The sequence below is a fragment of the Salirhabdus salicampi genome (assembly GCF_024259515.1).
In the GTDB taxonomy this organism is placed as follows: Bacteria; Bacillota; Bacilli; order Bacillales; family Alkalibacillaceae; genus Salirhabdus_A; species Salirhabdus_A salicampi.
On the sequence record NZ_JANBWE010000003.1, the window covers coordinates 104,506 to 120,116 of the forward strand.

General features: G+C 37.5%; 12 protein-coding genes and 3 pseudogenes. 7 read left to right on the forward strand and 8 right to left on the reverse strand.

Features of this window, described 5'->3' with window-relative positions:
• Positions 1–561 precede the first annotated feature (561 nt).
• From NLW78_RS10500 to NLW78_RS10510, 3 genes are all read left to right on the forward strand, one after another.
• Positions 562–1,338: a recombinase family protein gene (locus NLW78_RS10500; RefSeq protein ID WP_254497091.1), complete on the forward strand. Its 777-nt coding sequence runs from the start codon at positions 562–564 to the stop codon at positions 1,336–1,338.
• Positions 1,339–1,485: 147 nt separating this feature from the next.
• The gene (locus NLW78_RS10505; RefSeq protein ID WP_254497092.1) at positions 1,486–2,721 is read left to right on the forward strand and encodes an IS110 family RNA-guided transposase; all 1,236 of its coding nucleotides are present in this window, start codon (positions 1,486–1,488) and stop codon (positions 2,719–2,721) included.
• A 382-nt stretch (positions 2,722–3,103) separates the two neighbouring features.
• A complete protein-coding gene (locus tag NLW78_RS10510; RefSeq protein WP_254497093.1) occupies positions 3,104–3,565 on the forward strand; it encodes an immunity 26/phosphotriesterase HocA family protein in 462 nt (153 codons plus the stop codon).
• 312 nt (positions 3,566–3,877) lie between these two features.
• Here NLW78_RS10510 and NLW78_RS10515 read toward each other — a convergent pair whose 3' ends face one another.
• The gene (locus tag NLW78_RS10515) at positions 3,878–4,078 is read right to left on the reverse strand and encodes a helix-turn-helix domain-containing protein (RefSeq protein WP_254497095.1); all 201 of its coding nucleotides are present in this window, start codon (positions 4,076–4,078) and stop codon (positions 3,878–3,880) included.
• A 165-nt stretch (positions 4,079–4,243) separates the two neighbouring features.
• Here NLW78_RS10515 and NLW78_RS10520 point away from each other — a divergent pair.
• Both NLW78_RS10520 and NLW78_RS10525 read left to right on the forward strand, forming a co-directional pair.
• Positions 4,244–5,020: pseudogene (locus NLW78_RS10520) on the forward strand (recombinase family protein).
• A gap of 134 nt (positions 5,021–5,154) precedes the next feature.
• Positions 5,155–5,970: pseudogene (locus tag NLW78_RS10525) on the forward strand (IS110 family transposase); the annotation flags it as partial.
• Positions 5,971–6,031: 61 nt separating this feature from the next.
• Here the strand turns inward: NLW78_RS10525 and NLW78_RS10530 are convergent.
• The 3 genes and pseudogenes from NLW78_RS10530 to NLW78_RS10540 all read right to left on the reverse strand — a co-directional run.
• A pseudogene (locus NLW78_RS10530) lies at positions 6,032–6,324 on the reverse strand (transposase); the annotation flags it as partial.
• Between the two features lie 238 nt (positions 6,325–6,562).
• Positions 6,563–7,762: a SpoIIE family protein phosphatase gene (locus NLW78_RS10535; RefSeq protein ID WP_254497096.1), complete on the reverse strand. Its 1,200-nt coding sequence runs from the start codon at positions 7,760–7,762 to the stop codon at positions 6,563–6,565.
• Between the two features lie 45 nt (positions 7,763–7,807).
• Positions 7,808–8,605: an alpha/beta fold hydrolase gene (locus NLW78_RS10540; RefSeq protein WP_254497098.1), complete on the reverse strand. Its 798-nt coding sequence runs from the start codon at positions 8,603–8,605 to the stop codon at positions 7,808–7,810.
• A gap of 264 nt (positions 8,606–8,869) precedes the next feature.
• Between NLW78_RS10540 and purT the strand changes: the two genes are divergently transcribed.
• Entirely contained in the window at positions 8,870–10,054 is a 1,185-nt protein-coding gene (gene purT, locus NLW78_RS10545) for a formate-dependent phosphoribosylglycinamide formyltransferase (RefSeq protein ID WP_254497100.1), read from the forward strand.
• A 213-nt stretch (positions 10,055–10,267) separates the two neighbouring features.
• The gene (locus NLW78_RS10550) at positions 10,268–11,509 is read left to right on the forward strand and encodes an L-lactate MFS transporter (protein ID WP_254497101.1); all 1,242 of its coding nucleotides are present in this window, start codon (positions 10,268–10,270) and stop codon (positions 11,507–11,509) included.
• A gap of 49 nt (positions 11,510–11,558) precedes the next feature.
• On the opposite strand, the gene NLW78_RS15585 is transcribed toward NLW78_RS10550, so the two are convergent.
• From NLW78_RS15585 to fdhF, 4 genes are read right to left on the reverse strand one after another with little or no spacing between them, the layout of a single operon-like run.
• The gene (locus tag NLW78_RS15585) at positions 11,559–11,693 is read right to left on the reverse strand and encodes a hypothetical protein (protein WP_302328520.1); all 135 of its coding nucleotides are present in this window, start codon (positions 11,691–11,693) and stop codon (positions 11,559–11,561) included.
• A 14-nt stretch (positions 11,694–11,707) separates the two neighbouring features.
• Positions 11,708–11,929: a heavy-metal-associated domain-containing protein gene (locus NLW78_RS10555; protein WP_254497102.1), complete on the reverse strand. Its 222-nt coding sequence runs from the start codon at positions 11,927–11,929 to the stop codon at positions 11,708–11,710.
• 15 nt (positions 11,930–11,944) lie between these two features.
• On the reverse strand, positions 11,945–12,436 hold the full coding sequence (locus NLW78_RS10560) for a helical membrane plugin domain-containing protein (protein WP_254497103.1): 492 nt from the start codon (positions 12,434–12,436) through the stop codon (positions 11,945–11,947).
• A complete protein-coding gene (fdhF, locus tag NLW78_RS10565) occupies positions 12,411–15,401 on the reverse strand; it encodes a formate dehydrogenase subunit alpha (RefSeq protein ID WP_254497104.1) in 2,991 nt (996 codons plus the stop codon). Before fdhF ends, NLW78_RS10560 begins: the two co-directional genes overlap by 26 nt.
• Positions 15,402–15,611 lie beyond the last annotated feature (210 nt).

Consider the following 15,611-nt stretch of genomic DNA (forward strand, 5'->3'; position numbering starts at 1 on the left):
ATAAGTTTTATGGTTAAACAATTATTTAGTATTTGAATCAAAAACTAATGATGGTAACTAGAATTTACGAGAATGGTTGCAGTGACATTTAAATATAATGACCACACTTACTACTTGATTTAAATTCACACAATAGAATAACAAAGAGCGTAGTGATTAATAACGAAATAAACTTGTATCATAAGAAAATGAATGAATCAATAAAAGGTAAGGTTTTATGTTTGGTGAAAATTAAATAATGCTTATGTGAAATTCATAACTCATGAAGGTTGTACCATCATGGAGTATTGTTTTAATACTTGGAAGGAATGAACAAGTGTGAGAATTGGTCGATATGACATTTTATATGGCAGGGGTAGTTATGACATGGATTGGCTAACAAACTAACGAGAATGACAAAGCTCGTGGCGATAAACAATAGGTAACGTGAAAGAGAGTTGTTTTATTGCCTTGGCATTTAAATTTTGGGTTGTATATTTACTAGAGACGGTCGTATAATACTCGCTATTCGTTTAAAAAGCGTTACATAAATTTTAATTTCCGTAACGGGAGGGTGAAAAGTTGAACGTTGTTGGGTATATACGAGTCTCCACTCAAGGACAAGCAAGAGATGGATATAGCTTGAAATATCAAGAAGATGAAATCAATGCATACTGTGAAGAAGAGGGTTTTAACTTGATACATATTTTTAGAGATGAAGGAATTAGTGGCGCAAAACTGAATGAAGAAGCATTAGAAATTGATAGGGTGGGCTTACAGGAAATGTTGGCTCACCTTTCGTCTGTCCAAATTGATTATGTGGTGGTGCTGAATACAAGCCGATTATGGCGGTCAGACATTGTAAAGGTGTTGATACAACGAGAGCTAAAGAAATATGGCTGTGATATTAAAAGCATTGAACAGTCGTTTTACAGCATTCATAAAAGAGACCCAAACGACTTTTTGGTCAATGGATTAATGGAGTTATTAGACCAATACCAACGACTTGAAATAGCCATAAAACTAACGAAAGGCAGAAACAAGAAAGCAAAGGAAGGCGGATATGCAGGAGGAAGAGCGACATTTGGCTATACCAAACAAAAGGGTGAAAAAGAACTAAAAATACATAACGGGCATGCAGAAGTAGTAAAAAGATTATTTCAACTTAAACAAAAATATAAGAAATGGTCACTGTCTAGGTTAGCAGAAGCATTAAATGATGAAGGTTATCAAACAACTCAAGGTAAAGCATTTACGAAAGTACAAGTGAAGCGAATATTAGACCGAGAAAGTTTTTATCAAGGGATATATACATACGGAAAAATAAAGGCAAATGGGAAACATGAAGCAATAATTTAAAAGGTTACTTAAAAAAGGGACTCATTTTCTTATAAGTTCTTATGAAACGACGAAAATGGATAGGCTTTCGTACCAATGCGCACCAATTGGTGAACGCTCGAACTAAGGTTGCCGGCATTTTCATTTAATTGAATAGGGGATGAGAAAATGCATGAAAAACAGAAATACTTGTATGTTGGAGTAGACTTGCATAAGCAACACCATGTGGCAGTGGTCATTAATTGTTGGCAAGAGAAGCTAAAGGAAATAAAATTTGAAAATAAACCGTCTGCCTTCCCAACTTTTTTATTGGATATTGATAAACTAATAGAAGAAGGAATGACACCTGTATTTGGTTTAGAGGATGTAGGTGGATATGGACGATCGTTAGCACAGTTTTTAACCGATCATGGACAGGTTGTCAAAGAAGTAAACCCAGATCTTTCATACGCTGAACGAAAAAGCCATATGACCACACAAAAGAGTGATAGCTGGGATGCAGAATGTGTGGCACGCATTTTGTTGAACCAACTGAACCATTTGCCTGACGCGAAACCGAATGATTTATTTTGGTCAATACAACAATTGGTCACTAGAAGAAATGCATTAGTAAAGGCCCAAGGTGCTTTAAAGAACCAACTGCACATTCAATTGAACCATCACTATCCAAGCTATAAGAAATTTTTCTCGGAAGTAGATGGAAAAACAGCATTGGCGTTTTGGGGAAAATACCCTTCACCTTCATGTTTAGAAGGTGTGAGTATAAAACAATTAACCAACTTTTTGTTAGAAGTGAGCAACAATACTTGTTCGGTGAAAAAAGCGAATAAAATATTTAAGTTAGTGAAAGAGGATGGGAATACAACAAAAGAACATCAAGAAACACGAGACTTTTTGGTAGAAAGCATTGTCCGTCACATTTTATTTGGAAAGCAGGAAATAGGCAAGGTGGAAAGAGAATTAAAAGACTTAATGAGATTACTAGACTTTCAACTAGACTCTATGCCAGGAATTGACCTTGTGACAGCTTCCGCATTAATTGCCGAGATAGGTGATGTAAGACGTTTTCCAAATGCCAACAAATTAGCACGATTTGCGGGAATTGCACCTGTTTACTTTGGTTCTGGTGGGAAAGGCAAGGAACAAAAAAGCAAACAGGGAAATCGGGCGTTACACGCTTTATTTTACAACTTGGCCGTGCAACAAGTGCAAGTAGCAAAGGGGAGTAAATTGCCAAGGAACCCAGTATTTTATGCATATTACCAACGAAAGCTTAAGGAAGGCAAAACAAAGGGACAAGCATTGGTTTGTATTATGAGAAGGCTTGTGAATATTATTTACGGTATGATGAAGTACAAAACAGCCTATGAAATGCCGATAGTAATAGAGAAAGAAGTAGTTTAATAAGGTTATAAATTGGTTGTTTTTTTATTTATAGATTTTAAGATTACAACATAGGGTACAGGTAATGTAAAGAATACAAGCCATACGGTATATACATTAAATGACCCAATTACAAGTGAAGTTAGATATGTTGGAAGAACAAAAAATGTTGATGCTCGTAAAGCAGCACATAAGAATACTGAAGATAAAAGTGATTTAGTGTTTACTCCTGCTAAACAAGGATTAACCTATCCTCAAGCTAGAGGGATAGAGCATACGTTGTTTAGAAATAATGGTGGTAAAGAAAATCTATTAAACAAAATTAATCCGATTAGTCCAATTAATCCAAGGAAATCGTTTTATTTGGATGAGGGAAATAAAGTCCTAAGATTGAGGTGAGTAAATGTCTAAAAGATTTAAAAATAAAGTTGGAGATGTTTTTGAAATTCCTTTAGAAAACAGCGAGATTGGTTATGGGAGAATATTAATTGTTGATTACCCAATATTATTTTGCGAATTTTATAGTATAACCCCTTCACAGAAATATACTGTTGAAGAATTAAAGGGTATGGATACAATATTATCAATATGGTGTTCAAATCATGGTTTAAGTAAAGGGGAATGGAATGTAATAGGTAATATACCTCTGGAGGGAGAAGTGAAACTTCCTTGTTTTTGGAAAAAAGATGTATTTAATCCTAATAAAATACTCCTTGTACCTGGGGAATATTTTATGAAGGAAAACGAAGAGGCTTATTCAATAGAGACTACAGAAGAAAATAAGGGAGACTCACAACCTTATGGAGTATTTGGACATGATGCAGTAAAGATAAGATATGCACATGAGTTAAAAAGTAACAAATAATTAAATATTAATATAACCTATGGAAGAGAACTCCATAGGTTTTTTTATGGTATGGAGTGCCGAATAAACGCCTCTTTATTCATAGCTTAAAGATAACTCTTGTAAACCCTAGATGATATTTTGTCAAATTCTTTAGTACGTACAACACCTTTAAAACATATACCCTATTTACTGAGTTTCATTTCTTGTAAAATAACCAAAATAACCAGATACCTCCATGATTATCCCCAAATACTTTACCTTCGCTTTCCCCCTGCCTTTTAAATTTTTCGCAACTTTTACGTACATAGAACGATTACTATGGCAAGAGGATTACTCCACCTCAATTAACTCCTGAATGTCGATGTCTAACACTTTGCATACTGTTTCTAATGTAGATAGGTAAACTCTGTCCACGTTGTCTGAACAAAGATGGCTTATAGTATTGGGACGTAATCCTGTCATTCGTGCTAACTCACGTTGTGAAAGGTCACGTTCTTTAAGAATTTCCTTGAGTTTTATATTGATTGGCATGGTATCTCCCTTCCTCTTCTTCATGTTACTTTTACGATACACAATAAATTTGTATCGGTAAAGGGGTTGATTGTATCGCTAAAGCCGCATACAATGAATTTATATTAAATATAGCGGCTAAGCGTTACGTTAATCTCAATTAGCGTAACGGAGGGGGAAACTATCATGAATGTTATCGGATATATTCGAGTATCTACACAACGTCAAGCAAGGGATGGATATAGCCTTGCGTACCAAGAAGATGAAATCAAAGCGTATTGTCAGACTCAAGGATACACGCTATAACGCTTGTTTAAGGACGAGGGTATCAGTGGGGCTAAAGTCGATGAAGAAACGTTAGAAGTGGACAGATTAGGCTTTCAGGAGATGTTGGAGTATCTATCCCATCATGAGGTGGATTATGTTGTCACGTTGAATACAAGCCGATTATGGCGGTCAGACATTGTGAAAGTGTTAGTTCATCGAGAATTGAAAAAGTATGGGGTAGACATTCGGAGTATTGAACAACCGCAATACAGTATCCATAAGAAAGACCCTAGCGACTTTTTAATCAATGGCTTAATGGAGTTATTAGACCAATATCAACGATTAGAAATTTCTTGAAAGCTAGGGAGAGGGCGAAACAAGAAAGCCCCACAGGGTGGCTATGCAGGTGGAAATGTTGCATTAGGTTACAAAGTGGAAAAAGGTAAGAAAAGCCTTGTCATAGATGGCAGACAGGCACATACCGTTCAAAGAGTGTTTGACCTAAAGGAACAGTATCCTTTATGGACATTAACACAACTTGCAGAACGATTGAATGAAGAAGGACATCGAACGAAACAAGATAAGAGGTTTAGTAAAGTCCAAGTTAAACGGATTTTAGATAGAAAAGCGTTTTATAGTGGGTTATACCGCTATGGTGAAATAGCTGCAAATGGCAAACATCAAGCCATTTTATAACGGTTAACAGATAGAGAATGGATAGGTTTTCGTACCCTTGCGAGTCTCTATGAGACTAACGCTCGACCTAAGGTTGCCGACATTCTCTGTCTTGCTTTAATCGTTAAAATCTAAAGTAGGGGTGAGGTTTTCTGATGAGAAGAGATAAGTATATTTATATAGGACTAGATTTACACAAGTTTCAACATACAGCGGTGATAATGGATTGTTGGAATGAAAAGCTAGGAGAAATAACGTTTCAAAATAAGCCATCCATCTTTCCTGGTTTATTAGAATATGTAAATAGGTATCTTACAGAAGAGTTGACCCCTGTATTTGGATTAGAAGATGTGGGCGGTTATGGACGAGGTTTAGCGTTATATCTGATTGAACAAGGCTACAATGTAAAATTCGTTAATTCCTCTTTGTCCAATGCAGAACGGAACAGCTATGCGATGACACAAAAGAATGATAGTTGGGACGCTCAATGTGTGGCAAGGGTTTTAATACGTGACCTACCGTATTTGCCTGAAGCTACACCATCAGATATTCATTGGATAATCGCTCAATTGGTTGGTAGAAGAAATGCGATAGTGAAAGCACAAACAGCATTGAAAAACCAACTGCATATGCAATTAAACTATCATTATCCAAGCTACAAGGATTTCTTTTCAGAAGTGGATGGAAAAACTGCTTTAGCCTTTTGGGAGAGTTACTCTTCACCATCACATTTGGAGGGGCAAACGGTTGAAGGATTACGGACATTCCTACTTAAAGCGAGTAACAATGCTTGTTCAACTAGTAAAGCAGAACTGATATTATCCCTTGTTCAATCTGATGGTGAAGTAAAGCGTGAATATCAGACATCTAGAGACTTTATCATTCAAAGCATAGTAAGAGATATTCGCTTTAAAAAACAGGAAATCAAGAAGGTAGATAAAGAGTTAAAGGTAACTATTCAGACATTAGGTTATAATTTTTTAGTGTTTTTAAAGTGCGTACACTTTAAAAAATATACCCTACTAGCCCCTACTTAGATCTCCCTTCATTTAACTTCTGATTGTAGTAAGTATGGAACACAGGATTACGAGGGATTTGACTACCTTTACATACTTGTACTTGTTGCACAGCTAAGTTGTAAAGGATGTCATATAACTTACGATTTCCTTGCTTGGTTTTCTTCATCATTTCTCTACCGCCCGACCCTATTTAATAGGGGCTATTCCTGCATATCTTGCGAGTTTATCAGAAGTTGCGAAACGATGAATGTCACTTATTTTTGCAATTAAAGCGGAGGAAGTCACAGTATCAATTCCAAGCATAGTCAAAGACAGCACTAAAGCAGAATTAAAGCTATCGAAGGCGAAGTTATTTGATGGGGTTCCTATGAATTGTGAAATAGATGCTTTTTTTAGAGTTAAAGCTGCTAAAGTGTTATTTGATTAAACTTTTCATAAATAAACACCCTAAAAGTTAAAGTTTAACCTTCAGGATGCGGTAACATGTCGAAAATTCTTCAAAAAGTGTTAGAGCTGGTGTGAGAATCAGAAACTCCCACTTGTATTAATCTAAGTTAACTAAGATGAAACATTGATCATCATCAATGTTTATATCCTCTTGATGAATTGTGTGGATGAGTTCATGCTTCAGACTTGTTAAAGAACGGTTTCGGTTTTCTTTCAATATAGTATGTAAAAAGCTTGCATCATAAGGGTCAACGACACCGTCTGTATAAAGAAGCAACTTACAACCAGGCTTGTATGTAAACGACTTCGATTCAAAAGAAATGCCTTCTATCGTACCAATAGGAGGTGTTTTTGTTTTTAATTCTTGTTGTTTACCGCTCGTATCCTGCCAGATAGCAGGAGGATGTCCTGCATTGACGAATTGAACTTCCTTCTTCTTTGTATCAATAACAAGATAAATAGCTGTACAATAATGCCAAGCTTCTTCATCATTTCGAAACAGAGTATGTAAGTGTTTATCAAGTTCCTTCATTACAATATCTGCTGTTACACCTCTCGTAATGAGACGTTGAAATAAGGAATGAAGGGACATTGTAACTAAAGCTGATGAAATTCCGTGTCCCATGACATCTAACAAAATGATTCCGTAACGGTTGTCATCAATTTGATAAAAGCCATATAAGTCCCCAGATAATTCACTTGACGCTTTATAATAAGATTCAATTTGAATGTCTTTGTTAATAATGGGAGCAGTTAACGAAGTTTCTTGAATCTTCTTCGCTAACTGCAACTCTTTTTGTGTTTCATGTTTAAATTTTTGATTTTGTTCATTTAACGCAATTAACTCTTCTTGCTTGTCCTCTAACGTTCTCAATGTATTTTGTAACTCAGTATTGATTTTATCTTTTTCTTTTAAAGCAGTTTCTGCTTTCTTTTTTGCTATTAACAATTCATCTTCATATTCATTACGCTTTTCCATTGGAATGAGAACACATTCAACGGATTTACTGTTGCCTCGTTGATGAGCATTTATGAGAACGGGTATCTCTTTACCATCACTTGATATAAGTGATATATACATTTCCTCCACTTGTTTTTCAACGTTTATAAGTGGGGTGAAATATAATTGAAAAAACAAACGGGCAGGAACAGACAAAATGTTATTCATATGTTTTCCCTTTAACTGATCAAACGAATAATTTAATTTGTCTAGTAATGTTTCATTGATTGTATGTATATGGCCTTCGTTATCTAATGTTAAGTATCCACATGGTGCATAATTCAAAAGTTCATCCATCCAATTCGGCCCCTATTCTTACTGAACAGTTTTAACAGACGTATCCTATAAGTATTCGCGAATTAATTGTACTGTTTCCTCAGGGTGACTCATATGAGGACAGTGTCCAGTTGCTTTCATATATTTTAACGTACTATTGGGCAAGTTTGCATGCATGTACTCTCCTACAACATTAGGAGCAATAATATCCTTAGAACATTGCAAAATGAGTGATGGAACAGTTACCTTTGGTAAGTCTTCCCGATTATCAGCAAAAAAAGTCGCCTCGGCAAAATGACGTGCAACAATAGGGTCTGTAGAGCAGAAACGATCTTCTAAATCCTTTGTTACATTTGTCTTGTCAGAGTTCTTCATCAATGTACCGGCAAAAACATTCGTCCATCCTATGTAATTCTTTTCCATCATTTCAATTAAGCCTACTAAGTCTTCTTTTTCAAACCCGCCCATATATTCAGGTGGATCATTTAAATAACAAGGTGATGGTCCAATCATGACGAGATCGGAAAAGTAATCCGGTTCACGCAATGAAGCGATAAGACCAATCATACTTCCCACCGAGTGACCAACTAATATTGCATCCTTTACGTTTAGTGATTCACATACGTCTAAAACATCTTGAGCATATCCGACAAGTTCACTGTATTTTTCCGGGTCAAATGCAGTTATGTCAGATTCTCCCAACCCGACATAGTCAAACAAGATCACCTTATAATCTTGTTCAAACGCTGCAGCTACATCCCGCCATACGGTTTGATCACAGCCAAATCCAGGAGCAAAGATGATAGGTTGTGTTCCTTTACCTTTTACTATTACATTATTACGAGAAATAATATTATGGTTCATCGATAATTCTCCTTCAACTATATGTATTCACGCTCTAAATAGAAGAAATATTCCAACGATTATTATATCTAATAATACTTCAATATTCTAAAGAAAACTCCTTCATCTTTTTTTATGTAAATGTTAAGCATCTGTCATACGCCCTAAAAAAGACGAACTTTTAATCAAAACTATGCAAATTATGTTCGTAGTTTTACGATAAATAGTTGCGATATAAAAGGGTTTGACGTTATGATATATACGTAAACCGAACGGGGGGATAAAATGTACGGAGCACCAAAACAAACAAATGCGAAAAAACTACTACTTTTAGGGTCAGGGGAATTAGGGAAGGAAGTCATGATTGAAGCACAACGATTTGGCATTGAGACAATCGCGGTGGATCGATATGAAGAAGCACCTGCAATGCAAGTTGCCCATCGTTTTCATGTAATTGATATGCTTAATGGTCAACAGTTACGTAAAGTGATCGAGCAAGAAAAGCCAGATTACATCGTGCCAGAAATTGAAGCAATTGCTACTGATACGCTTTTGGAACTGGAAAGTGAAGGGTATAATGTCGTGCCGACAGCATATGCAACGAAATTAACTATGGATCGTGAAGGGATTCGCCGCTTAGCAGCTGAAAAATTAGGTCTTCCTACAGCTAAATATGAATTCGCGAATACATTAGAGGAACTAAAGGAAGCCGTTAAAAAGATAGGTACACCTTGTGTCATTAAACCGATTATGAGTTCATCCGGAAAAGGTCAAACCGTTTGCCGTACACCGGGAGATGCTGAAAACTCCTGGATGGAGGCAATCCAAGATGGACGCGGTAACCAAAGTCGGGTGATAGTTGAGGAGTTTATTTCATTTGATTCTGAAATTACATTATTAACGGTTCGTTCTTCTTCTGGTACAACATATTGTTCACCAATCGGTCATGTTCAGCAAGATGGCGACTATATCGAGTCTTGGCAGCCTCATCCAATGACCGAAAAACAAATAAAGGAATCAGAACTTATTGCGAAAACAATTACCGATGAACTTGGAGGATATGGTGTATTCGGTGTGGAATTGTTTATTACTTCTAAAGGTGTGTATTTTAGTGAAGTATCACCTCGACCTCATGATACTGGGATGGTCACGTTAGCAACCCAAGACCAGTCAGAGTTTGCTCTTCATGTTCGAGCTGTTTTAGGTTTTCCGGTAACGGCAGTAGAACTTCTTTCAACAGGATCGAGCAGAGCTATTAAAGCAGCGAAAGAAAGTAACCATTATCAAATTTCAGGAGTCAGGGATGCCTTAACTGACCCTCATATACAAGTGCGTGTTTTTGGAAAACCTAATACAAATGTTGGTCGTCGTATGGGAGTTGTGTTAAGTAAGGCTGAAACAGTAGAACAAGCTCGTCAACATGCTAAGGAAGCCGGAGAAAAAATTGGCATGTACTATTATGAAAATTAGCTTTATAAAAGAATGAGAATGATGTAAGAAGACTAAGTCACATGACTTGGTCTTTTTTTTTATTATACGCAAAGGTCACTTGTTCATGTAATTCAAGCTTTAGCAATTTTGGTAAAAGAAGGACTGCACATCAATGCCTAATTTCTATAAATGTGGTTACTACTAAGATAAGAGTTAGATAAGTGATATAAGAAAAAAAGAAAGGAGAACGATATGAAGAAAAATCGATGGTTAATTGCTGTTTCAGCAGTTTTCATACATCTATCCATTGGTTCAGTATACGCTTATAGTGTATTTCAAACACCTTTAAATCAATCACTTGGTTGGGATTATTCAGCGGTAACGACAGCTTTTACGATAGCTATTTTCTTCTTAGGCCTTTCGGCAGCTTTTTTCGGGCGTTTTGTTGAGAAGCGCGGTCCTCGGGTTTCTGCCTTTGTAGCCGCAGTATTATATGGTGCTGGATTAATCGGTACAGGTTTTGCGATTAGTATGGAATCGTTAATCGGATTTTACTTTACGTACGGTGTTCTCGGTGGCTTTGGTCTTGGGATTGGTTATATTTCACCCGTTTCAACATTAGTAAAGTGGTTCCCTGACCGAAGAGGTTTAGCAACCGGGATGGCTGTGTTCGGTTTTGGTGCAGGATCATTAATTGCAAGCCCTGTTGCTGCAAGGTTAATGGATACAGTGGGGATTCCAACAACGTTTTATATCCTTGGTGGAACGTACTTTATATTAATGAGTTTGGGTGCCTCTTATATTGCGAAACCACCAGAAGACTGGGCTCCCGCGGCAGCAAAAGAAAAGACTGATGAGGGCGAAGTTGTAAAACGACCAGATTTAGCTCAATTAACAGCTAACGAAGCGATTAAAACGAGACGATTTTATTTACTGTGGTGGATGATGTTCATTAACATCTCATCGGGTATTATGTTGATATCTGTAGCATCTCCGATGGCTCAAGAGATAGTTGGTTTAACAGCAATTGGTGCAGCAACCATTGTAGGTGTAATGGGGCTATTCAATGGTGCTGGTCGTATTGGCTGGTCTACGTTATCGGACTATATAGGAAGAGGTAATGTATTTTTAGTGTTCTTCTCAATCCAACTCGTCGCCTTTTTAATTTTACCTTTTGCAACGAATGCGATTATGTTCCAAATCCTTATGTATTTAATTGTTTCAATATACGGAGGAGGATTTGCCTCATTACCAGCGTTTATTGGTGATTTATTTGGTACGAAGCAATTAGGAGCTATTCATGGATATTTGCTTACAGCGTGGGCAATGGCCGGTGTTGTTGGACCAATGATGGTATCCTTCCTTCGGGAAGCTACTGACTCCTACAGTATGACCTTTTACATTTTCGCCTTTTTAATTGCAACTGCTCTTGTGACAAGTATCTTCATGAAGAGAGATATAAAGGCGGTTCGTGAAGAAAAAGCAGCAAGCTAATAACTGTATAACCATAGATGAGGCCGGTCATGAAGACCGGCCTTTCATGTTATTCTATATCTGACGTAGGATGAATTAAATGTTCGGAACATTCCGGGCAAACATCAAGAATGTCGTATTGTTCGTGTTTCTCACCCTTAGAACCTTCTTCTACTCGGCCACAAACTTCACAAATTCTTGCCATTCAAGAAGCCTCCTTTACAGCTCATTTTCAAGTTTATGTGCCTCATACCCGACATCAATAATCGCTTGTTGGAAATCATGTAAAGCACCAGCATCTTCGTCATAAGAAATGATAACTTCATTCGTCTGTGTATTCACTTTTACGTTACGAACACCCCATACATCAAGTAAAGCTTCACCTAATTTCTGTTCATCTTCTTTTTTCAGGTTTGGAACTGAAAATTTATGCGTAATCAATGGTACACCACCTGACTAATGTGCTTTTTTGTTGTTTAAACCTTCTCCCATTCCTTCTAAAAAATGAACCATCGTGTTCATTGAAGCTTTCACATTAGGGTCTCTCATTGATTTCAATAACCCCCACATGCCAACTTTGCCATCGTCTTCAGTGCTTTCCGTAGCTTTGTCGATACCTTGGGTTAATCCATTTAACAATTGGTTTAACTTCTCGGAATCAATAGAGGATAACAATGTAGCCATACTCATGCTATTTTTAATGACATTGTGCATCCCTGGTTGATTTATTTCTTCCATCATGATGGCTCCAACTTTGTCCCTTGTTCTAAGGAACCCTCTAATAATCGGAAGGACACCAGAGTTGTGAAGTTCTTCAATAATGGTTAACGTTTCTTGAATTGCTTCGCGATTATCTGCAATTTGTTTTAAAATGGCATTTAAATCCTGCTCTCTTTCTTCATGGACGGTTTTTTCCGTACGTTCAATTTGCTTGATCGCTTTTGCCATCGTATACACCCTCACTTCTTAATGTCTCCGGAATTGGAGTGAAATCTGGACGTTTCCATTTCTTTTCAACTTCCACACCGATATGTGGCTGTGGATTACCAAATCTGTGGTTGTGCTCTGGTAATGGTGCTTCTCCTGATTCTTCCAGTAACTCCATTTTTACTTTTGCTTCTTTGTAGTTTGGTGTATGGGTATCTTTATCGTAATAACTACTTGTTAACTTATTTACGGCGCTAACACTTTCTCTTGAGTTCATCGGCAAGTAAAGCTCTTTTCCTTTTACACGCTCTGTAACAAGTACGCGAATTTCTACTTTTCCATATGGTGAAAGTAATCGGACGAGAGCACCGGTCTCAAGATTCCTTTCCTCAGCTAATTCTTTTGACACTTCTAACCATGGGCCTGGAACCATATGGTGAATCCCCTCTGATCTGTCTGTCATATTCCCTTCGTGGAATTGCTCAAGCAAACGGCCATTATTTAAATGTAAGTCGTATTCATCATCATATTCCTGTGGAACAGTCCAATCTACAGGGAATAATCTTGCTTTTCCATCTTTAAACTTAAACTTATCCTTATAGAGCAATGGTGTGCTTTCCCCGTTTCCTTTCACAGGCCAGATTTGACTATCAAAACCTTCTAATCGGTCGTATCTAACACCGGCAAAGGAAGGAGCTAACTTAGCTGCTTCTTCCATAATTTCGGAAGGGTTTGAATATGTCCAATTTGCTCCTAATTTATTGGCAAAGTCGCGGAATATTTCCCAGTCCGGTTTACAATCTCCTAACGGTTCTAACACTTGGTAGAAACGTTGAATTCTTCTTTCTGTGTTTGTGAACGTTCCCTCTTTTTCAAGGCTCGGTGCTGCTGGTAACACAACATCCGCAAATTGGGCTGTTTTGGAGAAAAAGACATCTTGTACAACAAAGAAGTCGAGTTTTTCAAATGCTTCGTGAACGTAGTTAATATTCGAATCGACAAGAGCCATTTCTTCTCCGAATAGGTACATGCCTTTTACATGACCGTTTGTAATCGCTTCTACAATTTGGTGATTATTTAATCCCGGTTCTTTTGGCAGTTTTGTACCCCAAGCTTCTTCGTAACGAGCCCGAACGCCGTCATCTTCAATAGGCTCATAACCTGGTAAGAAGTTCGGCATTGTTCCAAAATCACTTGCTCCTTGCACATTGTTATGACCACGAAGTGGAAATGCACCTGCACCAGGTCTGCCGAAGTTTCCAGTCACTAACAGGAGGTTACTAATAGCTGTACTCGTATCTGTACCCCCCATATGTTGTGTAACTCCCATAGCCCATAAGACACAAGTTCCATCAGCGTCACGAATATATTCGGCTAATTGAATCAATGTTTCTTTCGAAATACCAGTTACATCTTCAGCATACTGAAGAGTGAATTTATCTAATGATTGCTTAAACTCTTCTACATTGTTAACACGCTCACGCAAAAATTCTTTCGCTTCCCAACCTTGATCAAAGAAATATTTCGTAATGGCTGATAGCCAAACAAGATCTGTACCTGGCTTCGGGTGGATAAACATGTCAGCTCTGTCAGCCAGTTCATTTTTCCTTAAATCGGAAACAACTAATTTAGTATTTCCTAATTTGTGTGCACGTTTTACACGAGTTGCAAGCACTGGATGTGACTCTGATGGGTTTGCACCAACTACAAGTACTAATCCTGCATTTGCGATATCTTCCATTGTTCCCGAATCTCCACCAATACCTACGGTCCGCATAAGCCCGGCAGATGCAGGAGTTTGGCAATAGCGGGAACAGTTATCAATATTGTTAGTTCCAAACACAGAACGGGCTAACTTTTGAAATATATAATTTTCTTCGTTCGTACATTTTGATGAAGCAATGAACCCGAGTGCATCAGGGCCTTCTTTTTCCTTTATATTTTGGAACTTCTCTGCCATTAATGTTAATGCTTCATCCCATGTCGCTTCGTAGAATTTATCCCCTTTACGGATGAGTGGTTTCGTTAGACGTTCTTCACTATTGACGAAATCCCAACCAAATTTCCCTTTTACACAGGTCGAAATGCCGTTAACAGGTGCATCTTCAACAGGTTGAACTTTTAAGATTTCCCGATCTTTTGTCCAGACTTCGAAACTGCATCCAACTCCACAGTATGTACATACTGTTTTCGTTTTCTTAATACGGTCCTCGCGCATAGCAGCTTCAACATTGGAAATTGTAAAAATTTCGTTATAACCTGGCTCAACCTCTTTCGTTAAATCAATCATCGGCTCTAATATGTTTTTATCCATACCGGTCATGTAACCGGCATTTCCAAGCATTGATTTTTCCATTAATGCATTACAAGGACAAACGGTTACACAATGTCCACATGATACACATGATGATTGATCAATCGGAACATCATCATCCCAAATGACCCGAGGTTGTTCCCGGTCCCAGTCAATACTTAACACTTCACTAACTTGTAAGTCTTGACAAGCCTCTACGCAAAGGCCACAAAGGATACACTGATCAGGCTCATAACGGTAGAACGGGTGTGTATTATCTGGAGGATAAGGTTTTGGTTTAAATTCGTATTTTTGATGGTCAAGCTCTAAGTATTCTGCCGTATTATGTACGACACAGTTTCCATTGTTGTTGTCGCAAACAGTGCAATAAAGTTCATGATTTTTTAAGATTCTTGACATACCTTCTAACTGTGCTTCTTTTGCTACTTCAGAAACAGAGTTGACTACCATATTTGGCTCTGCTTTTGTAGAACATGCACGTTTTAGTTCACCATTTACTTCTACATAGCAGGTGTCACATGTTTGAATCACGCCTATACCTAGATCAGGCTGTGATGAACATATACCCGGAATATAAACGTTATTTTCTAGCGCTGCTTCTAAAATAGATTGGTCTTTTTTTGCTTCGACTTCTGTGTCGTTCACTTTGAACGTAAAACTTTGTTCTTCCATAAATAGACCCACCTCTTAAAATGTAGACTTATTTAAAGTATGAACCAATCGACAAAATGTATTACAAATAAAAGGAAATAATTACTTTTTTTCGCCACGTTTCGAGGTAGAATCAAAGTAAGAAACAATTCTTTTTAAAAAAAGCAAATTGACTGTAACTTTTTTGTATTTCATTTGTCTGTAAAGGGTGACGGAAAAGAGGGGGGAGGA